Raw genomic sequence first — 21,921 nt, forward strand, 5'->3', positions numbered from 1 at the left:
GATTATTTCCGGCTCAACGTCAGTTCACGGGGCTTTGGCTTGGAGCGCGTGATTTCGACCTCGTCGCGACGGACGCTGTCGCGCACGGTCTCCACCCGCTGGGTGCGCTCCCGGCGCACGACGACCTCCTCGCGCACCCTGACGCTCTTGCCGACGACCGGCACCTCGGTCGTCTCGATCATCTCGATCGTGACTTCCGTCAGCGTCTCCCCCGTGGCTGCGTTCTTGACCGGCTTGCGCCGTTCCACGATGACCTTCTCGTCGGTGAGCGCCACCTGCTGCTGGACCGGCGACTCGACGACGAACCGGCGCACGGTCGTGGTGCCGCTGGCCACCGTCTTCTTGCCCACGGTCAGCGTCTCCTCCGCAAGCGCGATGACCTCCTCCTCCGCGTTGGACGTCCGCGCGACCGCGCGGCGGAGGGGCGCCGTCCACAGGTCGAACATGGTGTCCCACAAAACCGAGCCGGTCGTCATCGGCGCCATCGCGACGCGCTGGGCGCCGGCGGCGGCGTTCCGGGCGATCTGCGTGGCGCCGTCGACCGCGGCCTCGCCCGTCTGCGCGGCGGCGTCCAGAGTCTGCCGCGCGACCGCCTGGCGCTCCTGGGCGCGCTCGCTCTCCTCGCGCCGCTCGGCCTCCAGCCGGCCGTCCTCGTCGCGCTTCTGTTTCGCCTCGGCCCGGCGCTGCTCAGCCTGCGCCCGGCGTTCGCCCTCGATCTCGGCCCTCTCGGTCTCGATCTTCTCGACGACGGCCTGCGCCTCCTCGTCGCTCAATGCGCTGAGGATTCCCGGCAGGAGCTCGTTTTTCTCAGTGCGAACGCTTTTTTGGTGGACATTGCGCAGCTCCGCCAACTTGGTGGCGAACTCCTCACTGTCTTTGGCCATCGGCGCCAGATCGTCGAGGAGGGCCCGCTTCACCTTGTTGTCGGAAAGAGCCTCCGACACCAGCTCCTTCGTGTCCGTGTTCCTCCTCAGGGCCGGGAACAGGTGCTTTTCTTCGAGAGTAGCCAGCAGGTCGAGTTCGTCCTTCAACTCTGAAAACAGCTTTTCGCGCGTCTTGAGAGCCCCATCCGACGTGTCCACGAGCCTGGCGAAAACCTCATTGGCCTTGGCGGGACCGGTTTGAAACAGTTGCCTGATTGTCGTCATGTTTCGTCCTCCTGAAGAAATTGGCTGAAGATGCACTGCTGAAATGACGAGACTGCTGCTCATCGTTCTCACTGAAGCAACCCTTGATGGGCCCGGGGTGGGCGCCGCTATGCGATGCGATCTGACGTCTGCACGCACCGCGCCGCGCCAGAGTGGCATGCCGACCAACTCGCCGGCAGGGTGGATTTGCTGCACTGCAATACGCCAACGGCTGCGACGCTGCACAGTTCCGACGCCACAAGACGAACGGCGCGGCGCGCTCGCCTTGGCGGGTGCGAGTTCGCTACATCAGGCTGCCTTAGGCGGCGGGCGGATGGCGGATGCTCTCTAATCGAGCGGAATTTTCGTGTTTTCCGGCACGACCCTGAACTCTCAGCCCAGTGCGAAAGAGTCGGCGCAGCGGTCGGCCGCCGGCCAATGACCGGTTATTGCAGGCATGTGGGACGTAGTCTCCCGCGGCGCTGAACGGGATAGCAGGGAGGGGCAAGAAGCAGTTCAGACGATCAGCGGCACGCCGAGCGCCAGCCTTTGCAAAAGCGATGGACCGCGCTCCGGTGAACTTTTCGATCCCGTCCACCCAGGCGCTGTCGGGTCCGTCCGCACAATGCGTAAGGCTTGGCTCAAACGGGACGACGTCCAACGCTTCGACATCACGGGCGGGGCCAAAGCGAGCCGTTTCCTGTGCTCGCTTTGGACCGCCACGGGCGGCGGGGAGGCGGGAGACCGGTAAGGCAGAGCCGCTATTGAGAGACGACGACGGTGCCGCCTGTCGGCCCCACGCCCTCAGGAACGGGAACGCTCGTGGCCGAATAGTCGCTGTTCATAACGAGGTTGGCTTTGTTCTTCACCTCGATCTTGCGGGCGACGACGATGGTGTAGGCCGACGCGCCGGCGATCGTGTTGGCGGTCGGCGTCGTCGGGACCGTCCCGGGCGGCAGCGGCAGCAAGCTGTCGTTCTCATCTGGGTCGCCGTCGTCGACGGCGGTCTTGGCGGCCGCGTCGTCGAGGTCGATCCGCAGATAGCCCTTCGAAAGATAGATCGTGCCGAGCAGCTTGGAGACCCCCACGCTGGAGATGTGGTAGTCCTTTTTGGCTTTGCCGTTCGGGTCCTCGATGAACAGGAAGCCAGGATAGCGCCCGCCGGTCGGAGCCGACAGGCTGACCAGCGACCCGGATAGAAAGGCGAAGGTGCCGCCATTCATGAAATAGAAGGTCGCGCCGTCGCCAGGCGCGGTTTCGAGGCGCCCGCCCTTGCGCACGATGAGGCCGTCCAATTTGCCGAAGCCCTTCGGCGGCGCGCCGAACGCGATGACCCCGCCGCCGCGGATCGTCACCGAGCCGCCATCCATCACCTCGATGCGTTTATAGCACTGCACCACGGGCCCTGTGAGGATCGTGATCGCCTCGCCTTTGCGGACGCGCAGATCGGAGATGCAGGGCGGGGTGGTCGGGATCGGCGTGCGGGACGCCAAGGGATCGGCGCTGGGCGGGCAGGCGATCGGGCTCGGCGCGAAGCTCACCAAAGCCGGGCCTTTGGTGGGCGTGGTGCCGGCGCAAACCTTGGTGGCGGTGAGCCGCGACGTGGCGTCGTCGACCGTCAAACCGTTGTGGGAGGCCGAGTTGGCCTGGGCGGCGCAGCCCTTCGCCGTGACAAGCGAGGTCTTCAGCAGCGCGATCGCTTTGTCCTCTTTCGGCTCAAGCGCCAGGATGCAGAGCGGCGATGCGCCCATCAGGCGCGCCGTAGCGGCGACCCGCACCGCGTCGATCGAGGCGCCGAAATATTTGAGCATGTAGGTGGGCACGTGTCGGCTGAGCCGGGTCTCGACGGAATTCTTCTGCAGGTCCAGCGTGGTCGTGATCTCGACGGGGCCTTGCGGCGTGGCGAGGATTTCCGTCTCGCTTTGCGCCGCCTGCCGGTCCGAATTGGCGCTCGGCGGCGCTGAGGGCGCCGGGACGGGCGACGCGCCGTCGCCCTTGAGCTTCGCGGACGCATAGGCGCTGGCCAGCGACGCGATGCGTCGGGAGGCGGGCGTCGCCAGCCTGAGCTCCGTTGCGGCCGCCAAAGCGGCGCTGTCGGCCGCCTCCTGTAGCACGGCGCGCTCGCGGATCACCGCGGTCACGTCGACAGCGCCCAGTCCCAACCCGACCAGCAACGGCGCCAGCACGCCGGCGACGACCGACAGGGCGCCCTCGACCGAGCCTAAGAAGCGACTAGAGGTTTGATCTCGCATCCGACAAGACTTCGACAGAAAACTTAAAAAACTGACCAGTCCGACAATGAGAATCGGGCTGCTGTCCGCGCGTGTCCGTTGCTGATCGCACCAGCCTGCCGACGCAGGCGTCGCTCGCGCAAAGCCATGCGCACGGACCGCTCGGCGTCTGCTTAATGGATATGCAACAGATCAGATCAATACAGCGCGATGATCAAAGCGGACTCTTGATTGTTTTGATCCAGGGTGCGTGGGATCGAGAGTTGCAAGGCGAAGGTCGTCACCATGGCCGCGAGCGTCCCGCACAGTTTTGCCGCCGTCACCCGCGTCCTTGCCGCCATGGCGACGCGCTATGGAGCATGCCGGGACGGAGCGCTCGCGCCTCTCTTCGCCGTGGCGTTGGTGCCTGTGCTGGTGTCCATCGGGGCCATGGTGGACCTGCAGGCCAAAGCGGTGTCGCAGACGCAGCTGGACGGCCTGGCGGACTCCTCGGCGCTGGCCGCCGCCGGCTACACGGCCGGCTCCGCCGCCGACGCCGAGAAGGTCGGCCTCAATGTCTTCCAGTCGGGCCTGAGCACGCTCAAGCGCGTCACCCTCTCGGATCTCTCGGTTACGGTCACCGACTCAGCCCTGTCGCGCAGCGCGGTGGTCTCCTATGCGGGCGAGTCGGCGACGTCGCTGCCCCAGATCGTCGGCGTGAAGAGCCTAGCGGTGCGCGGTTCGTCGTCCGCGACGCTCGGCCGGGCGCCCTATATCGACTTCTACCTCCTCCTGGACAACACGCCCTCGATGGGGGTGGGCGCCACCACCGCCGACATCACTAAGATGGTCAACAACACCTCCGACAAATGCGCCTTCGCCTGCCACGACCTGTCGAACTCCAAGAGCTACTACGACCTGGCCAAGAAGCTGGGCGTGACGATGCGCATCGACGTGCTGCGCATGGCCACCCAGCAGCTCATGGACACGATGCGGACCACCGCCACGGTGACCAACCAGTTCCGGGTCGGCATCTACACCTTCGGCGCGTCGGCCACGGCCGCCGGCCTGACCTCGGTGGCGCCGCTCAGCAGCGACATCCCGTCCGTCAAGAGCGCGGCCGGCGCGATCGACCTGATGACGGTGCCCAACAGCAGCTACAACAACGACATGGACACCAACTTCACCGGCGTCCTCACCTCCCTCAACGCCGCGGTGCCCAACCCCGGCGACGGCACGTCCGAGACGTCCCGGCAGAAGGTCGTGTTCTTCGTGTCGGACGGCGTCGCCGACGAGAACAACGCCACCTCGTGCTCGCGCCCCCTGACCGGCACGCGCTGCCAGTCGCCGATCAACCTTGCGCTGTGCACGACGCTCAAGAACCGGGGCGTCAAGGTGGCGGTTCTCTACACCACCTACCTGCCGCTGCCGACCAACAGCTGGTACAACACCTGGATCGCGCCCTTCGCCAGCTCGATCAGCCAGAAGATGGCGAGCTGCGCCTCGCCCGGGCTGTTCTTCGAGGTCAGCCCGTCGCAGGGCGTCTCGGACGCCATGACGGCCCTGTTCCGGCAGTCCATCAACTCCGTGCGGCTCACCAACTGAATCCCACCGGCGCGAAGAGCTGCTCATCCCTGTCAGCGTCGAGCCGAAAGGTCAGATGCCGGCCATAGCCGGGGACGGGCGCCGCAGGTCGACCACCGCGCCCGCGGCGTCGTGACGGGTCGGGTGGCGGGCGCCAGCAGGGCGGCGCGCCCGCCGCGGCACGCCGGATCGCTCCCCGCTCCCACCGGCCAGCCCTCGGCGCGTCACTGGCGCGAGGCGCGCCAGCGCATGAACTCGTCGAGCAGCCGGTCGCGCTCGCCGGGCCGCAGATCGGGGGCCCGGTCCCTCAGGTCGCGGCGCAGCGCCTGCCGCGTCGCGGCGGAGACCGCCCCGCCGCCGCGATGCGCGTCGAGCCATTCCTGCGCCGCCGGGAAGCGGCTCCACCCCGCCACGCTGGCCTCCAGGTTCACCTCGTTCCATTTCGGATGGCGCTGGGGCTGCTGCAGAGCGTCGATCTTGGAGAAGAACGCGTCGACGAAGCGGGCGATGCGGCGATAGCGGTCGGAGCGCTCGGGCCAGGCGTAAGACGCCAGGATCGTGCCCACCGCGGCCGTGTTCACGCTCTCCCCGGCGGCGACCAGCCTGGGATAGTCATCATGCGTCAGCCGGGCTGGGAAGTAGTTCTTCATCAGCGGCTCGGTGTAGGGCATCTCCAGAAAGTGGTAGCGCTCCGCGTCGGTGATCGAGGTCAGCACGGCCACCGGCTTGGCGGCGACCGACACCAGAGCGGCGATCTCGCCGGCGGCGAGGAGCTTGAGGGCCGTCGGCTGGTCGACATTGACCGCCTCGACCTTGAGCCCGAGCCCGTCGAACATCGCCCGGCCGGTATAGTCGCTTCCGCTTCCCTTGACGTCGAAGCTGACCTTCTTGCCTTCGAGTTGCCGGTAGTCGGTGATGTCGCGCGACGCGATCACGTGCAACTCGTCGTTGAACAGCCTGGCCACATAGGCGATGTGGCTCTCGATGTTGCGCAGGCGGGGATCTTGCCGCAGCTGGTCCAGCGTGTCGGTGCGCACGAACGCCAGATCGATGCCGCGCAAAAAGCGCACGTCATAGGCGTTCTGGCCGGCCCCCTTGCCAAGGACCGGCAGGATGCGCAGCGCGTCGCCGTCGTCGAGCGCGAAGGCGAGGTCGCTGGCCATGCGGAAATACGTGCCGCCGGGGGTGCCGGAGATCACCGTCACCGTGTTGGCGTTCATGCGCTGGGCGATCGCGGCCTCGCCTTCGGGCGGCGGCGCGCGCCCGGAGGGGCCGCCCTGCGCCAGCGCGGCGTCGGCCGCCGACAGGCAGAGACAGGCAAACGCAGCCCAGGCGATCAAAGCATGTCGCGTCATGGCTTGAGGGCTCCTGTGGCCGCCGCGGCGCGCGCCGACTGGGCCTCGCGATAAAGGGCGTCGGCCTTGGTCCGGTCCGCCCGCACGCCGCGCACCCGCATCCGGCCGAGCACGTCCGGATCATAGCTGCGCGCCAGGGCGGCGAGGGCGTCGGGGTCCCTGGCGCTGGCCGCGCGATCGAACATCAGGCGTGCGCCTGCGATGTCGCCCGCTTCGAACAAGTCGCGGCCGCGCGCCACCAGCGCGCCGGCCGGAGTCGCCGGCGTCGACGGCGCCGCGACGTCGGGCCGGGGCGCAGACGCCCCTTCCGCCGGCGCGACGGCCGGAGCGGCGCTGGCCGGAGCCGGCGGCGACGACTGGGCGGCGTCAGGCCGCAGCGCCGCCGCCCGGGCGGCGGGCGCCGGCGACCCGCCTCGGGCCGGAACGGCCTCGCCGGGGCGCGCCGAGGCGGCCGCCGCCGCCGCGTCGGCCTCGGCGCTGGCCTGCATCAGCCGGTGCAGCTCCGCCTGTTCGCTCGACAGCCGCCGCAGCAGCGCGTCGATGTTGCGTTCCGTCGCCTCATCCCGCAGCGCTTGGGGCGCCTGCGACAGCCGCATCAGCTCCGCTTGGATGGCGTCGAAGCGCTCCAAGGCCGCTTCGATGGCCAGGGGGGTGGGCGGGCTGCGGGGCGTGGGGGGCGACGTCTGGGCCCAGGCCGCCGCGCCCTGAAGCATCAGGCCGAGCGCCATGGCGTTGACTGGAAGCCGCATGTCGAAATCGTCTTTCCGCGAGGGGCTTGTGTCGGCGCGATCAGCCAAGGTCTGAACCCTGCGACGTGCAACCTGGCCTGCCGTGTTAAGACCTGCGCCCTAGATCAAGGCCGGTCCTAGCCCGATCGAACGAGATCGGCGGCGGCCTGGCCGCGCCGCAGGCGATCCGCCGCCGCCCCCTCCGCGACTGCCTTCAAGCGGGCCTCTGGGGTGGGACCAAGCGGGCGCCAGCGCTGGTGCACGCCGCCGCGGCGGGCCGCGGACCCTGACGCCGGGCTCGGTGGGCCAAAGCCCGTGCGGCTGAGGCTGCGCCGCGGCCCACCGGCGGGGCGGCAAGGCGGACCCGCCGAAGGCCCCGCCCGCCGCCGCCCCCGGCCCAGACCCCTAGGAGACCAGCGCCCGCCCGGGCCGGCTGCGCCGGCAAAGGCGGCCGGCGCAGCCGGGCGCGCCGGCAGGGCTTTTGAGCCGCCGGCGGCCTTGTTGCAGCGCTCTCGAACGGCGCTGCGCCGCGACCGCGACCTCGCCCTGACGCGGCTGCTCACGGGGCCGGGGGAGGGGGCTCAGCCGGCCGATCCGGCCGATCCTGCGCCGCAGGCGAGCGCCGCGCCGGCGCCCCGGCCGATGAAGCCTCGTGTGCGCCGCAGCTGACCAGCCCAGCGCCCGATCGGCGCCGGTTGCGTGGCGCGGGGATCATGCGCCACCCTGCGCGCGTCACAGCGGGAGCGCGGCTGATTCGGGGCGTTGCGGCGCGCCGCGGCCTCGCGCGCTCGATCGAACGGACCCCGCGCCTCGCCGGCCCCGTCGCCTGGCGAGGTCTGGCGCATGCTGGCGGAGAAGCGTCTTGGACATTCGATTCATGATCTGGCTTGATCGGCCGACCATCGTTGTCTCTGGTCAGGCCTACGTCATGGCGGGCCTGCGCTTGCCCTGGACCCGCGCCAGCGTCCACGACATGGACAGCGTGGAGCTCCTCAGCGAGACGGAATTTCGCCAACGCTTCGCCGGCTGGGCTATTCCGCCGATCCCTGACGCCGTGTTGGAGCGCCGGTCACACGCCGCGTGAGCCGTGCAGGTCGCGTCCTGACCGTTTCGGCCACGGATGGGGCCGGAGCGTCAAACAAGGCGGCGATCACCCTGTCGTAATCGTCGGCGGCGAACTCGCGGCCAAGCTCGCTCTCCAGATTCAGATGATGGCCCCATCCGGCCTTCAGCATCTCCGGACTGGGCCGCAGCAGCGCGATCCGGACGGCCCGCATCAGCGCGTCCAGCGCGGCCTCGTCGAGCTCGACGCGACAGTCGTGCAGCCGGAATTGGCGCAGGACCTCAGAGCGGATCAGATTTCGATTCATAATTTGATCAAAGTCAGATAACTCGATCAAAGTAAATGTGACACTTTGTCTATGAAGCTCGGCGCACCGTCGGGCAAGTGGCAAGACGAGCTTGACCCCAGCGACGCCGCCTTCAGGGCCTGCCGGGCGCTGAACGCCGCCTTGGAGGCGCTCGAAGCCGCCCAGCTGTCTGGTTCGGGCCCGTCCACGCAAAAGCAGAGTCCTCTGGGCCCACCACTGCGGCGGCCGCGACCGCCTCCCTGGACCCATCGGACGCGACGAATCCCTGGGCGATGCTGGTCAGCGCCGCGCCCTGATCGGCGTCGCCGTGAGGCGCTGACGGCGGGAAAGCGGCTGCTCGGCTGAGATTGACTGCTGATCCGGGAGGTGGCCGCCCCGCGGTGCTCGGCGGCTACGGCGCCGAGGCGTGAGCTATGCCTTTTGAGTCATCTGCCGCAGCAGGGCGACCAGCAATCGCTCCGAAACAGGTTTCTCCAGGAAGGGGATCCCGTCGGGAAGATCGGGCGGGCTCTCGTGCCGCCCAGAGACGATGACGACGGGCAGGTCCGGCCAGGCGCGGCGGATCGTGCGGGCGAGCTGCGTCCCATCCACCGCCCCGGGCATTTCGATGTCGGACACGACCGCCGCGAGATCGGGCAGGCCATCGATCAAGGACAGCGCCTTGCCCGCGTCTCCAGCCTGAATGACGTCGAACCCGTTTTCAGCCAGCATATCGGCCATGACGAAGCGGACCAGGAGCTGATCGTCGACGACCAGAATGGTCCGCTTTGTCGGCATCGCACAAACCCTCCTGGACGACCATGTTCCGCAACGGGCGATCAAGCCCCAAGCGCGGCGCGGCTGCGGAAGGGGCCGAGCGCCGGCGATCCTGCCTCCCCGCGAACCCTCTGCGTCCTGGAGGCGATCGAACGGGCGTTGATCGGCGCTTCGGCGGCGCTTGCGCGGGGTCAGCGCGATGCGCTCGGCTGCGCCTCGGCTCGGATTCGATCCAGTCGATCTTTCAGCTGAAGTTTTTTCAGCTTCAAGAGCTTGATCTGAACGTCATCGGCGGAGGACGATCTCGCAAGCAGCTGGATCTCCAGGTCGAGTTCGTAGTGGCGCTGCTGCAGCGCGTTGATGAAATGGGCGATTGACATCGCACCTCTCCGTTTCAAACGTAATCAAGCATTCAGCAAATCTTTGTAGCTCACATTAAATATTTTTCATGCTGACGAGGGAACGGATGTCGTCCTCCGTCGTTGACATTGCCCTGCCGCTTCCAACTTAAATTGACTCGGTGACCCGCCGAGCCGATGGCCGGATTTGCTTAGTCCCGCTGCGCAAACGGCGCCGCCGCGCTCATCCGACGGCGCCGCGCTCCATTGACGCGCCGCCCCCACCGGGCAGCAGCGGCTCTTTTGTGGGGACCAGGCACAGAAACCGACCGGCTCTGGTCCGCCACGCCGCCAGGCCCGAACCAGTCCGGCGCGCGACGTCCGCTCCCCGGTCCGACCCGAAATTGCGAAACGAACCCATTGTCGCGCCGGCCCCGCCTAGCCCCGGTCGTCGCCGCCCCGCCGTGCCGGCCCGGGATCGGCGGGCCAAGGCCCCCGGTCCGCGCACCGGGACCGGCAAGAGCAGGCCCCTGCCTCTGCGTCATGGGCGAAACGAGGCCGCCGGCGGCGGGGACGCCGGCGTGGGGGAGATGCGCTGGGCGCCCGCGCGATCGAACGGGGCTGCGCCGCGACCGCGACCTCGCTTTGACGAGGCTGCTCACGCGGCTGGGGGAGGGGGCCGAGCCGGCCGACCCTGCGCCGCAGGCGAGCGCCGCGCCGGCGCATCGGCGCCGCCATGCCGGCTCGCCGCTCAGGGCCGAGGCGGTCCGCGCTCGCCGCCCGAGGGGAGGTCCGGGCACAGGACGAGCTTGCCCGCAAGGCCGCCCTGCTCCAGCCGGCGGTGCGCCGCGGCGACCGCGTCGAAGGTGATGCGCTCGGCGACCTTCGGCCGAATCGCCCCGGCCTGCAGCAGCCCGAGCAGCCGTTCCAGATCCTCCCGGAACCAGGCGGGATGCAGCGCCCGCATCAGATTGATCGAGTAGAGTCGCGGGCGCTTGCCGCCCGGCAGCCAGCTCAGCAGCCATCGCCCGCCATAGACGCTCAGGAGCGCCAACAAGATGGAGCCCAGCCGGCGTTTGGCCTGCACGCTCGCCGTGTAGCCAAAAGCGCAGAGAACGCCGCCGGGTTTGAGCGCGGCGAACGAGCGGCGAAATCGATCCTCGCCAATGCCGTCGAAGACGACGTCGAACCCGTCCGGCAGCACGCGGGTGAAGTCGTCGCGTTCAGTGTCGATCGGCGTCGCGCCGAGCTCGCGGACAAGCGCCGCGTGAGCGCCGCGCGCCGCGCCCCAGACCTGCAGGCCGGCGAACCGGCCGAGCACGAGGAGCGCTTGGCCGACCGCGCCGGCCGCGCCATGGACGAGCGCGCGCTGGCCGGGCCGCACCCGGGCCGAGCGGTGCAGCAGCTGATAGGCGGTGGTCCAGCTCAGGATGAGCGCCGCCGACTCCGCCGCGTCGACCCCTGGAGGCACGCGCGCCAGGTTCGCGGCGCGCAGCGTGCGATAGGCTGCATTCGACCCGACCACCGTCAGGTCGGCGACGCGCTCGCCGATCCGCCAGCCGCTGACGTCCGGGCCGAGCTGATCGATCTCGCCCACGACGTCATAGCCGAGGATGAAAGGCGGGCGGCGCCAGATCGTTTGCGCGTAGAGGCGCCGCCGGATCACCGTGTCGGTGAACTCGATGCCCGACGCGAGCACGCGGATCCGCACCTCGCCCCGCCGCGCCGTCGGCATCGGGGCGTCGACGACCGCGAGCCCCTCGGGTCCGCCAAAGCGCGTGAGTTGCACGACCCGGTTCCGCGGCTCGCTCATGGCGGCCTCTTGCGCCCCATTGACCCGCACTGAACCTCAGGCGATCAGTGAAGACGGCGAATGTCGCGAAAATTCGGCCGCCGAGGACGCGCGATCACCGCCTCGCGGAACAGCGATGCCAGGGCCGCGATCGCTCGACCGCCGGACGTCACGCGGCCTCGCTCCGGGCGAGGTTGGATGGCTCGCTTGGCCCGACCGCCGAGCCCCCGTGACGGATCGGCCCACCCATCGCAAGGCGGCGGAAAGAGCGCGCATCATGGGCAAGAGGGGGACGAAGACAGTGTATAATGCGCCTGCGGGGGGCCGTGACATCCGCGAGGGGTATGGCGAAATGTCCGTCACACCGGAATATCGACCCGAACCACCGGACTCCAACACCGATCTCGAAGAGCACGAACAGACCTATCGTCTTTTCGTCCGCGCCGTCCAGGTCGCCACCATTGGCGCAGTGGTGCTGGTGTTCATGGTCTATCTCTACACCGCCTGATCGGCGCGGCACGCGTGGCTGCAGGCCCCAGCCCGCCGCACGGGACAGCGACGCGACCATGGGGCCGACGGCGACAGCCGGCGGTCGTCCGCCCTGATGGCGCCCCAAGTGCGCGCGGCGCCGGTCCACCGGCGCCCCTATCCGCCTGCGCCGAGAAAGAGGGCGCGGTTCAGATGGGTGTAGTCCGCCTCGAGGGTCATCAGAGCCAGAAAGACGAGCACAGCGGTCAGAGGCAGAAGAATCGCAAAGATCAGAGCCAGGCGTTCCCACGCCAAATGCATGAAAATCGCGACGATCAGCCCGGCTTTGGCGATCATGAAGAGTAGTATGAGCGACCAGCGCACATAGCCCGTCAGGCCGAAATAGTCGACGAGGTAGGAGCCCGTGCTCAAGACGAACAGCCAGCCCCACACCACCAGGTACAACCGGATCGGGTGATGCTGCGCCACGGGAAGCGCCACAAGCTCGCCTGGCGCGGGGTCCTCCGCTCGGGCTCCCTCAGTCATCGTGCCTGATCGCCCCTGTGTCATGGCCGCCTCACCACAAATAGAACAAGGCGAAGATGAAGACCCACACCAGATCGACGAAGTGCCAGTAAAGCCCGGTGATTTCAACGATCTCGTACGAGCCGGCCCGGCTGGTGAAGAACCCGCGCCGCCTCTGATCGAAGTCGCCTCGCCAGACTTTGCGCCCCATGAGGAGCAAGAAGATCACGCCGATGGTGACGTGGGTCCCGTGGAATCCGGTGATCATGAAGAAGCTTGACCCGAACTGCGGCGCGCCCCACGGATTGCCCCAAGGCCGCACGCCCTCATGGATCAGCTTCGTCCACTCGAAAGCCTGCATGCCGACAAAGGCGGCGCCGAACGCCGCGGTGCACAGCATCAGCGCGGCCGTCTTTCGCCGGTCTCGCCTGTAGCCATAGTTGACCGCCATCGCCATCGTGCCGCTGCTGCTGATGAGGATGAAGGTCATGATGGCGATCAGGATCAGGGGCAGCTTGCGCCCGGCGATGTCCAAGGCGAAAACCTCGCTGGGATTGGGCCAGGCCACGGTCGTCGACATTCGGACGGTCATGTACGAGAGCAGAAAACAACTGAAAATGAAGGTGTCGCTTAAAAGGAAGATCCACATCATCGCCTTGCCCCAGGACACGTCCTTGAAGGCGCGTTGATCGGAGGCCCAATCGGCGACGATGGTGCGCCAGCCCACGGGGACGGTCAGCGATCCGGCTTTCGGGGGGTCGTGCATGGTCAGCGCCTCGCTAGCTCAAAACCCGCTGGCAGAACACGGCGAAACTTTGCGCCCACCCTGTCAGCAGGCCCATGATGATCAACCAGAGGGCCAGTAACAGATTGAAATAGGCGGCCAGCAAACCCGTGCTCTCCTCCAGCCCGACCGTCAGACGCCGACGCCAGGCGCGCAGGGTGGTCCGACCGAGAACGAATAGGCCTCCGGCGAGGTGCAAGGCGTGCGTGGCCAGCAGCAGGTAGAAGAACGACGAAGCCGGGTTGATCGTGAAGCGATGGCCAGCCGCACTGAGCTGCCGCCAGACAAGCAGCTGACCGATCAGAAACGCCGCCGCGGTCACACAGGCCGCCGCGAGGCCCGCTTTGACCCCGTCCCGATCTCCGCGCCGCGCCGCCCCATGGGTCCATCGCAGCACCAGACCGCCGAGGATCAATTGCCCAGTGTTCACCCAGAGCATCGCCGGAACCGGCAGCGGGCGCCAATCGGCCGCCTGCATGCGCATCGTGTAGGCGCTGATCATCAGGGCGAACAACGATCCAACCACGCCCATAAACAGCAGCAGCGCCGTTTTCGCGGACGTCCATGGCGCTGGCCCGTGGGCCCGGTCCGACGCCACGTAGCCCTGCTGCAGCCACGGCTTGGCCAGCAACCCTTGCTGGGCCAGCCACCAGCCCGCCACCGCGGCGGCGCACACCAGGAAAAGTAAAACGACCACCATGGCGGCTCCCTAGCCGGCGGCTGCGGGCGACGGCTCGTTCTGGGGGATGTAATCTTGCGGCGCCCCGGGGACGCTGTAGTCATAGGCCCAACGGTGGACGATGGGCAGGTCCCGTCCCCAATTCCCATGCGCCGGCGGCGTTTGCGGGGTTTGCCACTCCAGCGTCGTCGCCCGCCAGGGGTTGGGTCCCGCCGCAGCGCCCCTGAACAGGCTCCAGATCAGGTTGGCCAAGAACACCAGCTGGGCGGCGCCGACGACGAGGGCGACCACGCTGATGAAGGCGTTCAGGGTGTGGGCGGACGCTGGAATGAACGCGGCGTCGCCCCACTCGAAATAACGCCGCGGCACGCCCAAGAGGCCGAGGTAATGCATGGGGAAGAAGATCGCGTAGGCGCCGACGAAGGTGATCCAGAAGTGGAGCCGGCCCAGCGGATCGTTGAACATGCGCCCGGTGACTTTGGGGTACCAGTGGTAGATGGCGCCGAACACGACCATAATCGGCGCGACGCCCATGACCATGTGGAAATGCGCCACCACGAAGAGCGTATCCGACAGGGGAACGTCCACGACGACGTTGCCGAGGAAAAGGCCGGTGAGACCGCCATTCACGAAGGTGACGATAAAGGCGAGCGCAAACAGCATCGGAACGGTGAAATGGATGTCGCCGCGCCAAAGAGTCAAAATCCAATTGTAGACCTTGATCGCGGTGGGGATGGCGATGATCAGCGTCGTCGTCGCGAAGAAGAACCCAAACTGCGGGTTCATTCCGCTCACATACATGTGGTGGGCCCAAACCACGAAGCTCAACGCGCCAATCGCAACGATGGCCCACACCATCATGCGGTAGCCGAAGATGTTGCGGCGGGCGTGGGTGCTGATCAGATCGGACACCAGGCCGAAAGCCGGGAGTGCGACGATATAGACCTCCGGATGGCCAAAGAACCAAAACAGGTGCTGGAAGAGGATCGGGCTCCCCCCATTGTAGGCGAGGTGCTCACCCATCTCCACAATGGAGGGCATGAAGAAACTCGTGCCCAGCACACGATCGAGGAGCATCATCAACGCTCCCACGAACAAGGCCGGGAAGGCCAGCAGCGCCATCACGGTGGCGGTGAAAATGCCCCAGACGCTCAAAGGCATGCGCATGAGGGTCATGCCCAGCGTGCGCCCCTGCAGCACGGTCACGACATAGTTCAGGCCGCCCATCGTGAAGCCCACGATGAACAGCATCAGGGAGACCAGCATCAAAATGATGCCCCAATCGCGACCCGGCGTGCCGGTGAGGATGGCCTGAGGCGGGTAGAGCGTCCACCCGGCCCCGGTTGGCCCACCCGGCACGAAAAAGGTGGAGACCAGCACCAGCACCGCGAGAAGATAGATCCAATAACTCAGCATATTGAGATAGGGGAAGACCATGTCGCGAGCCCCCAGCATGAGGGGAATGAGATAGTTGCCGAATCCTCCCAAAAACAGCGCCGTGAGCAAATAGACGACCATGATCATTCCATGCATGGTGATGAACTGATAGTAGCGTGGGCCGTCAATAAACGAGAAATAGCCGGGAAAGCCCAACTGCAAGCGCATCATCCAGGACAGCACCAAGGCCACAAAGCCGATCGCCAAGGCGGTGCAGGAGTACTGGATGGCGATCACCTTGGCGTCTTGCGAAAAGACGTAGCGCGTGAGCCAATTTGTCGGGTGGTAGAGCTCAACGTCATGAACCTCAGCGGCGCGCGTGGGGGGCTGTCCACCCAAGAAGGCTTCGACCATAGCGAGTCCTCCATCGCAGGCATCCGCTCACAACCCCGCCTCCTTGTGGGGCGGGTCGTAAGTTTGGGCGAAGGTCTTTTGGTTCTTTAACCAGGCTTGGTAGGCGGTTTCGGTGTCCACGACGACCCGCCCGCGCATATAGGGATGACCGTAGCCGCACAGCTCGGCGCATAGGACGTCGAACGCGCCGACCCTCGTCGGAACGATCCAGTAATAGGTTGTCGTCCCAGGGATCATGTCCATCTTGGCCCTGAACTCGGGGACGTAAAAGTCGTGCACGACGTCCAAGGCTCTGAGCAGGATTTTCACGGGTTTGCCCAATTGAAGATGCAGGTCCGCCGCCACCAGAATGACGTCATCCTGTCCATTGGGATCAGTCGGGCTGAGGCCGAGCGGATTGTCCGCCGTGACGTACTGGCTGTCCGATGCGCCGAGCTTACCGTCGGCCCCCGGCAGCCGGAATCCCCATTGCCATTGTTGACCAACGATTTCGACTTCCGTCGCCCCCGCCGGCACATTCACAAATTGCGACCAGACCAACAGGCCTGGCGCGAGCATGGCGGCCACCCCCACCCCCGTCCCGATGGCCAGCCAGCGCTCCAGTCTCGTGTTTTCGGGTTCGTAAGCCGCCACAAGGCCCGGCCGGTGCCGGAAACGATAGGCGCAATACGCCATGAACAGCACCACCGCCGTGAAAACACAGCCAGTGATCCAAAAGGTGATGGTGATGGTGTCATCGATATAACGCCAATTCGAGGCGATCGGCGTCCACCACCACGGACTCACGACGTGGAACAGGAGCGAGCCGAGAGTCAAAACAACCAATGCGATCGCAATCGGCATTGCTGTTCTCGCTTTCAACTATGGCGGCACGACCGCCCGATACAGATGCCACGTCGCGTGCCCCAGTATGGGCACGGTCAGCGCCAAGCCGACGAGCAGGGTCAGCACGCCAGCCAAAATACCGGCGGCGACCACGAGGCCCCATGCCGTCATTGGCCAAGGATTGACCAAGACCGCCTGCATCGACGTGGCGATCGCGGCGTTGACGGAGATCCGCCTGTCCAGGAGCAAGGGGAACGACACGACGCTCACCAGCAAGACTGCCGCGGCAAAGAGCAAGCCTACGCCGTTGCCGATCACGATTAGAGCCCACCCGCGAGGGGTTGACAGCACGTCGTGGACAAACCCCACGAGTGTCGCCGGCATGGTCGGCCCCAAGATCCAGCGAAAGAGCAGAATGGCCGCCACTAGCCAGGCAAAGTAAAGGGCGGTCAGGAACAGACCCAATTCCAGGATCTTGCCCCTTGACGAATGGTGCAGCAGCTCGAAGACCTGGGTCCAAGTCGGATCTCGGCCAATCTCGCGCTGGCGGCTCACTTCGTACAGTCCCAGCGCAACGAAAGGCCCCACCAGGGTCAGCCCCGCGACCAAGGGGAACAGCATCGGAAAGATTCTGTACTCAAGAACGATGTTCCCGACGAAAAGCCCGAAAGCCGGATAGATCAGTCCGAGAAAGAACAGGTGGCTCGGCATCGCCCAGAAATCTTCGAAGCCGCGGCGCAGCGAGATCTGAATATCGCCGACGCTGATCCTTCGCACTGGCAACGATTGGGCCAGCTTTGGGCGCCATGAAGTGTTGCGGCTCAAAGAGCCGAGATCGCCCGCCGAGCGTTTCGCCATGGCACGCGTCCTCTGGTGCTGAGGCGCCAGGACTGCTTGAGCAAAGCTTGTCCTGGCAAGCCTATCGCACTGAAAAGCATACACCCGTTCTGCGAGTGCTCCTAGAGCCGAGCCCCCGGGGGCCGGGCGGCGCGTCTGTGCGAGGCGGCCCGGCCCCGCGGGGCTCGGCGCGGGTCGTCCGTTCCGCCTCCTGTCAGGCCGAGCGAACCGCAGGCCATCCAAGGCCGCCCGACGACTGCTCTGCTCCGTTCGCGTCGCTGATAGCGAGCGAGCGGTTGGTGGTAAAATGGCGCTTGTCCACGCGCTGGGAACGGCGTGCACCGAGAGGTTGTGCCATGACCACCTATATCATGCTGGCCAAATTCACCGACCAGGGCGTTCGCAACGCCAAGGAGTCGCCCACTCGCCTTGATAAGGCGAAGCAATTGCTGCGCGAGATGGGGGGTGAATTCAAATCCTTCTTCTTGACCATGGGCGAGTACGACTTCGTCGCGGTTTATGAGGCGCCGGACGACGCCGTCGGCGCCAGGTTTATGCTCCAGCTTGGCATGCTGGGAAACCTGCGGACGCAGACGCTCAAAGCCTTTCCCGAACCGGCCTATCGCGAGATCATGAGGAGCTTGGCCTAAGGGCCGGCCTCGCGGCGCGGCCCGGGCGCGTCAGGCGCCTCATCGCGAACAGATCGTCGCCGGTGATGGCGCCCGCCACCGCCGTGGCGAAACCGCCGGCCCAGCTGGCCGTGATGAATCCTGCCTCGGCCCCGGTCAGCGGCGCCACGACCTTGCTGGCCTGGCGCCCAGATGCCATGCGCTGTTCCAGCAGGCTTGTGATTAGCGCGTCGTAAGAAGACCCCCGCAGGGACACTGCGAGGGTCTTGGGACTTTGCCCCGCCCCGGTCGCGGGTGATCAGGCCGGCCGAGCAGCCCGATTCAAACCGGAGATTGGGCTGAACGCGTGGCGACGCTTAGGCCGCCGCCGCAGCAGCCGTCACGCTCGCCGAAGAGCGCATCGCAGCGCTGGCGCGCCGATTGCGGGGCGCCGGAGGCCCACGCCGCCGCGCCCTTTCGACACGAACCCGCCGGCGGCGTGGCCACACGATGGGCCCGGCCGAAGCCGCGCCGTCCGGCGCGCTGCGCCGCTGCGAAGGAGCGAGCAGCTCCAGCTTGGCATGTTAGGAAACCTGCGGACGCCGACGCTCAATGCCTTCCCGAACCGGCCTACCGCTAGATCATGAGGAGCTTGGCCTGAGAGCCGGCCCGCAGCGTCCCTGCGCCGGGCGCACGGGGGACCGCCTCGCGGTCGCCGACGCCGTAGTCGCCAAGCCGCGGCGAGGCCGCGGTCAATCCGGCCATTGCAGGAGGCGAGCCAGGCCGCGATGACGGTCGCCGGCGTCGAAGCGTCCCTCGTTCGAGCCGCGGATCGTCTCGGCGAGCCGGCGGGCCACGATCTCCGCCTCGCCGTCATGCAGGTTGCAGGGATCGAGATAGAAATGCCCGCGCTCGGCCTCGTGGTCGCGCACGATCACCGGCGGGTCGCCGGCCGCCAAAGCCGCGGCCAGGCCCGCGGCCGAAAAGCCGCTCTCCGGCGCCACCCGGACCCGCAACCGATCCAGCGGGTTGCCGGTCGGATCGGGGGCGATTTCGGCTGCGATTCCGGGCAAGGGCGACAGCGCCGCGGCCCACAGATCAAGCGCCGCCTGCTCGCGGGCGCGCAGGCCGGCGTGATCGCGGACCGCCCAGGCGTTCAGCGCCGCCATGACGCCGGCGATGCTTTCCTTGCCCACCTTCATGCCGCGGCCGATGCCGCGATTTTGCAAAAAGGCGGCCCGCACCAGGGCCTTGCGCCCGGCCACGACGCCGCTCGTCGGACCGCCCAAAAATTTGTGGCCGCTATAGATCGCGACGTCGGCGCCGGCGGCCAAGAAGCCCGTCAGGTCGTATTCGGAGGCGGCGTCGACGATCACTGGAACGCCCCGGGCGCGGCACACGGCGCAAAACTCCGGCAGGCCGATCATGCCGTACTGAACGGTGTGGTGCGACACCACAAACACCGCGGCGGCGGTGCGCTCGCTGATGGCGTTCTCCAGATGATAGCGCAGCGCCACGCTGACCGTGCCGACCGGCACGACCTGGCCGCCGGCCAGCCGGATCGACTGGTCGACCGGCGCCCCGTAGCTGACCATGTGCCCGACCTGGATCAGCACCTCGCGGCGCGGCCCGGGGGCGTCCGGCAGGCGCTCCACCGCGAGCAGATCGTCGCCGGTGATCGCGCCCGCCACCGCCATGGCGATGCCGCTGGCGCAGCTGGCCGTGATGAAGCCCGCCTCGGCCCCGGTCAGCCGCGCCACGACCTGGCTGGCCTGGCGCTGCAGGTGGTCGATCTCGACGAATTCCGGCGCGATGGCGGCCATCGCCGCAATCGCCTCCGGGACCATGATGGAGGCGCCCAGCGCCGTCATGGTGCCCGACACATTGATGATCGGCCGCAGGCCGAGTTCGCGGCGGATGTCGCGACCGCGTGGGGGGAGGGGATCGGCCATGGTCTGCTCCTGGGGTGCGCGGCTCGGGCGCGCTCTGGCCGACGCCGCGACGGTGACGGGGACGCCGCCGGTCAATGGCGCGCGCCGAATCTGGCGAGGAAGGCGCGCAGCCTCTCATTCGGGTGGTCGGGCGCAAACAGCGCCGCCGGGGCGGCGTCGGCCGCCACCACGCCCTCCGCCATGAACACGATGCGGTGGCTGACGTCGCGCGCAAACGCGATCTCGTGGGTGACGACGAGCATGGTCATGCCCTCGCGCACCAGCTGCAGCACGACGTCGAGCACCTCGCCCACCAGCTCGGGATCGAGCGCCGAGGTGATCTCGTCGAGCAGCAGGATCTTTGGCTCCATCGCCACGGCCCGGGCGATGCCGACGCGCTGCTGCTGTCCGCCCGAGAGCTCGGCCGGCAGCCGGTCGAGCTTGTCGGCGAGGCCGACGCGGCTGAGCCAATGGGCGGCGAGGGTGCGGGCCTCGGCTTTCCGCTTGCGGCGCACCTTGACGAGGCCGAGCATGACGTTCTCGGCCGCGGTGAGGTGCGGGAACAGATTGAAGGCCTGAAACACCATTCCGGTCTCGGCCCGGATGCGCGCCAGCTCCGTCTCCGACCGGGGCTGGCGGCGGACCGCGTCACGATAGCCGACCTCCTCGCCCGCGATGCGGATCGAGCCCTGCTCATAGGTCTCCAGGAAATTGACGCAGCGCAGCAGGGTCGTCTTGCCGCTGCCCGACGGGCCGATGATGGTCACCACCTCGCCGGTGGCGACGGTCAGGTCGACGCCCTTCAGCACCTCGGCGGCGCCATAGGATTTGTGCAGGCCGGCGATCTGCAACAAAGGCGGCCCGGGCGCGCGCGCATCGACGGTCATGCTGGCTCACTCCCGGACATAGGCGTAGCGCTTCTCAAGCCGGCGGCTGGCGCTCGACAAGGCGTAGTTGATGGAAAAATAGATCAGCGCGCCCAGCACATAGAGCGGCAGCGGCTCATAGGTGCGGCCGATCACCTGCTGCATGGCGTGCATCAGGTCGGTGACGCCGAGCAGCGAGACCAGCGCGGTGCCCTTCACGGCGTCGGTCACGCCATTGATCCAGGGCGGCAGGAAGCGGCGCAGCGCCTGCGGCGCGATGACCGATCCAAACCGCTGCCAAAAGGTCAGCCCGATCGCCTTGGCCGCATCGGTCTGGCCGCGCGGGATGGAGCCGATGGCCCCGCGCACATTCTCGATCACCTGCGCCACCTTGAACACCGTCAGGGCGAGCACGGCCGCCGTGAAGGGCGGCAGGTTCAGCCCGGTGATGGGCAGGCCGTAATACACAAAGAAGATCAGCACCAGGATGGGAACGCCGCGCACCACGTCGCTGAAGCCGCGCACCAGCCAGCGCAGCGGTGCGGGACCATAGACGAGGCCAAGCCCCATCAGGCCGCCGAAGGCGAGCGACAGCGCCACCACCAGCAGCGACACCACGATCGTGACGCCGAGCCCCTGCGTCAAAAAGGGCAGGGCGTAGAGGATCGCCTGGATCATCTCAGCGCCCGACCGCGTAGCGGCGCTCCAGCAGCCGCAGCAGCAGCAGGATGGCGTAACCGGCGACGAGATACATGCCGGTCACGACGAGATAGACCTCGACGATCCGGAAGGTGTTGAAGTTGATCCACTGCGCCCCATAGGTCAGTTCGGGGACGGCGATGACGGACGCCACCGACGTGTCCTTGAACAGCGACACGAAGGTGTTGGACAAGGCCGGCAGCGTGATGCGCAGCATGGTCGGCAGCCGGACATGAACGAGCCGTCGCCAAGGCGTCAGCCCGATGGCTTTGCCGGCGTCGATCAGCCCGCGCGGCACCGCCTCCAGGCCCGAGCGGAACACCTCCACCAAATACGCGCCGGCGTAGAGCGCCAGCGTCGCCACGAAGGAGACGGTCGGACTGTAGACGATGTCGACGACCGTGGGCAGGCCGTAAAAGACGAGATAGACGAGCAGGATCAGCGGCACGTTGCGGATGAACTCCACATAGGCCGCGATCGCGGCGCGGACCCCGCGGCCCCCCGAGACATGCAAGACCGCCAGCGCCAAGCCGATGACGATTCCGATCAGGATCGCGGCCGCGGCCAGTTCGAGGCTGAGGACGAGACCGCCCCACAGCCTGTCGAAGTGGCGCCAGATCAGCGTGAAATTGAGGTGGTAACCCATGG

General features: G+C 67.3%; 23 protein-coding genes. 5 read left to right on the plus strand and 18 right to left on the minus strand.

Annotated features, from left to right (window positions below; all coding sequences use genetic code 11):
* Nucleotides 1-2: 2 nt before the first annotated feature.
* Both ABEG18_RS06100 and ABEG18_RS06105 read right to left on the minus strand, forming a co-directional pair.
* Nucleotides 3-1,211, minus strand: a complete 1,209-nt coding sequence (locus ABEG18_RS06100) for a DUF2382 domain-containing protein (RefSeq protein ID WP_406857199.1) — start codon at nt 1,209-1,211, stop codon at nt 3-5.
* A 677-nt stretch (nt 1,212-1,888) separates the two neighbouring features.
* Complete coding sequence (locus ABEG18_RS06105) at nt 1,889-3,379, minus strand: pilus assembly protein TadG-related protein (protein WP_406857200.1); 1,491 nt, start codon at nt 3,377-3,379, stop codon at nt 1,889-1,891.
* Between the two features lie 264 nt (nt 3,380-3,643).
* Between ABEG18_RS06105 and ABEG18_RS06110 the strand changes: the two genes are divergently transcribed.
* Nucleotides 3,644-4,942 (plus strand): pilus assembly protein TadG-related protein, encoded by a 1,299-nt coding sequence (locus ABEG18_RS06110; protein ID WP_406857201.1) that lies wholly within the window; start codon nt 3,644-3,646, stop codon nt 4,940-4,942.
* A gap of 203 nt (nt 4,943-5,145) precedes the next feature.
* Here ABEG18_RS06110 and ABEG18_RS06115 read toward each other — a convergent pair whose 3' ends face one another.
* Together ABEG18_RS06115 and ABEG18_RS06120 are read right to left on the minus strand one after the other, a co-directional pair.
* Nucleotides 5,146-6,276: a TAXI family TRAP transporter solute-binding subunit gene (locus tag ABEG18_RS06115; RefSeq protein WP_406857202.1), complete on the minus strand. Its 1,131-nt coding sequence runs from the start codon at nt 6,274-6,276 to the stop codon at nt 5,146-5,148.
* Complete coding sequence (locus ABEG18_RS06120) at nt 6,273-7,025, minus strand: hypothetical protein (protein WP_406857203.1); 753 nt, start codon at nt 7,023-7,025, stop codon at nt 6,273-6,275. The genes ABEG18_RS06115 and ABEG18_RS06120 overlap by 4 nt, the downstream gene beginning before the upstream one ends.
* Before the next feature lie 480 nt (nt 7,026-7,505).
* Here ABEG18_RS06120 and ABEG18_RS06125 point away from each other — a divergent pair, with 480 nt between their 5' ends.
* Nucleotides 7,506-7,673 carry a hypothetical protein gene (locus tag ABEG18_RS06125; protein ID WP_406857204.1) on the plus strand — a complete coding sequence of 56 codons (168 nt, stop codon included), beginning with the start codon at nt 7,506-7,508 and terminating at the stop codon, nt 7,671-7,673.
* 193 nt (nt 7,674-7,866) lie between these two features.
* Complete coding sequence (locus tag ABEG18_RS06130; protein ID WP_406857205.1) at nt 7,867-8,088, plus strand: hypothetical protein; 222 nt, start codon at nt 7,867-7,869, stop codon at nt 8,086-8,088.
* On the opposite strand, the gene ABEG18_RS06135 is transcribed toward ABEG18_RS06130, so the two are convergent.
* From ABEG18_RS06135 to ABEG18_RS06150, 4 genes are all read right to left on the minus strand, one after another.
* Nucleotides 8,036-8,374 (minus strand): hypothetical protein, encoded by a 339-nt coding sequence (locus ABEG18_RS06135; RefSeq protein ID WP_406857206.1) that lies wholly within the window; start codon nt 8,372-8,374, stop codon nt 8,036-8,038. The two genes, ABEG18_RS06130 and ABEG18_RS06135, sit on opposite strands and share 53 nt — an antisense overlap.
* A gap of 411 nt (nt 8,375-8,785) precedes the next feature.
* Complete coding sequence (locus tag ABEG18_RS06140) at nt 8,786-9,151, minus strand: response regulator (protein ID WP_406857207.1); 366 nt, start codon at nt 9,149-9,151, stop codon at nt 8,786-8,788.
* A 170-nt stretch (nt 9,152-9,321) separates the two neighbouring features.
* Entirely contained in the window at nt 9,322-9,510 is a 189-nt protein-coding gene (locus tag ABEG18_RS06145) for a DUF465 domain-containing protein (RefSeq protein ID WP_406857208.1), read from the minus strand.
* A 709-nt stretch (nt 9,511-10,219) separates the two neighbouring features.
* Nucleotides 10,220-11,281: a medium chain dehydrogenase/reductase family protein gene (locus ABEG18_RS06150; RefSeq protein ID WP_406857209.1), complete on the minus strand. Its 1,062-nt coding sequence runs from the start codon at nt 11,279-11,281 to the stop codon at nt 10,220-10,222.
* 208 nt (nt 11,282-11,489) lie between these two features.
* Between ABEG18_RS06150 and ABEG18_RS06155 the strand changes: the two genes are divergently transcribed.
* Nucleotides 11,490-11,768 (plus strand): aa3-type cytochrome c oxidase subunit IV, encoded by a 279-nt coding sequence (locus ABEG18_RS06155; RefSeq protein WP_406857210.1) that lies wholly within the window; start codon nt 11,490-11,492, stop codon nt 11,766-11,768.
* A 137-nt stretch (nt 11,769-11,905) separates the two neighbouring features.
* Here ABEG18_RS06155 and ABEG18_RS06160 read toward each other — a convergent pair whose 3' ends face one another.
* From ABEG18_RS06160 to ABEG18_RS06185, 6 genes are all read right to left on the minus strand, one after another.
* Nucleotides 11,906-12,217 carry a cytochrome C oxidase subunit IV family protein gene (locus ABEG18_RS06160; protein WP_406857211.1) on the minus strand — a complete coding sequence of 104 codons (312 nt, stop codon included), beginning with the start codon at nt 12,215-12,217 and terminating at the stop codon, nt 11,906-11,908.
* A gap of 88 nt (nt 12,218-12,305) precedes the next feature.
* Entirely contained in the window at nt 12,306-13,019 is a 714-nt protein-coding gene (locus ABEG18_RS06165) for a heme-copper oxidase subunit III family protein (RefSeq protein WP_406857212.1), read from the minus strand.
* Nucleotides 13,020-13,032: 13 nt separating this feature from the next.
* Nucleotides 13,033-13,737 (minus strand): cytochrome c oxidase subunit 3, encoded by a 705-nt coding sequence (locus ABEG18_RS06170; protein ID WP_406857213.1) that lies wholly within the window; start codon nt 13,735-13,737, stop codon nt 13,033-13,035.
* A 9-nt stretch (nt 13,738-13,746) separates the two neighbouring features.
* Complete coding sequence (locus ABEG18_RS06175; RefSeq protein WP_406857214.1) at nt 13,747-15,507, minus strand: cbb3-type cytochrome c oxidase subunit I; 1,761 nt, start codon at nt 15,505-15,507, stop codon at nt 13,747-13,749.
* Between the two features lie 27 nt (nt 15,508-15,534).
* Entirely contained in the window at nt 15,535-16,350 is an 816-nt protein-coding gene (locus ABEG18_RS06180) for a cytochrome c oxidase subunit II (protein WP_406857215.1), read from the minus strand.
* 18 nt (nt 16,351-16,368) lie between these two features.
* Nucleotides 16,369-17,190 (minus strand): DUF2189 domain-containing protein, encoded by an 822-nt coding sequence (locus ABEG18_RS06185; RefSeq protein WP_406857216.1) that lies wholly within the window; start codon nt 17,188-17,190, stop codon nt 16,369-16,371.
* Between the two features lie 335 nt (nt 17,191-17,525).
* On the opposite strand from ABEG18_RS06185, the gene ABEG18_RS06190 reads away from it, so the two are divergent.
* Nucleotides 17,526-17,819, plus strand: coding sequence for a GYD domain-containing protein (locus ABEG18_RS06190; protein ID WP_406857217.1), 294 nt, complete (start codon nt 17,526-17,528; stop codon nt 17,817-17,819).
* 710 nt (nt 17,820-18,529) lie between these two features.
* Here the strand turns inward: ABEG18_RS06190 and ABEG18_RS06195 are convergent.
* The 4 genes from ABEG18_RS06195 to ABEG18_RS06210 form a co-directional block, all read right to left on the minus strand.
* Nucleotides 18,530-19,729, minus strand: coding sequence for an aminotransferase class V-fold PLP-dependent enzyme (locus tag ABEG18_RS06195; RefSeq protein ID WP_406857218.1), 1,200 nt, complete (start codon nt 19,727-19,729; stop codon nt 18,530-18,532).
* A 71-nt stretch (nt 19,730-19,800) separates the two neighbouring features.
* A complete protein-coding gene (locus ABEG18_RS06200) occupies nt 19,801-20,595 on the minus strand; it encodes an amino acid ABC transporter ATP-binding protein (protein WP_406857219.1) in 795 nt (264 codons plus the stop codon).
* Between the two features lie 6 nt (nt 20,596-20,601).
* Nucleotides 20,602-21,252 carry an amino acid ABC transporter permease gene (locus ABEG18_RS06205; protein ID WP_406857220.1) on the minus strand — a complete coding sequence of 217 codons (651 nt, stop codon included), beginning with the start codon at nt 21,250-21,252 and terminating at the stop codon, nt 20,602-20,604.
* A 1-nt stretch (nt 21,253) separates the two neighbouring features.
* Entirely contained in the window at nt 21,254-21,919 is a 666-nt protein-coding gene (locus ABEG18_RS06210; RefSeq protein ID WP_406857221.1) for an amino acid ABC transporter permease, read from the minus strand.
* Between the last annotated feature and the right edge of the window lie 2 nt (nt 21,920-21,921).

Source organism: Alsobacter sp. KACC 23698, assembly GCF_045348435.1.
Classification (GTDB): Bacteria; Pseudomonadota; Alphaproteobacteria; order Rhizobiales; family Beijerinckiaceae; genus Alsobacter.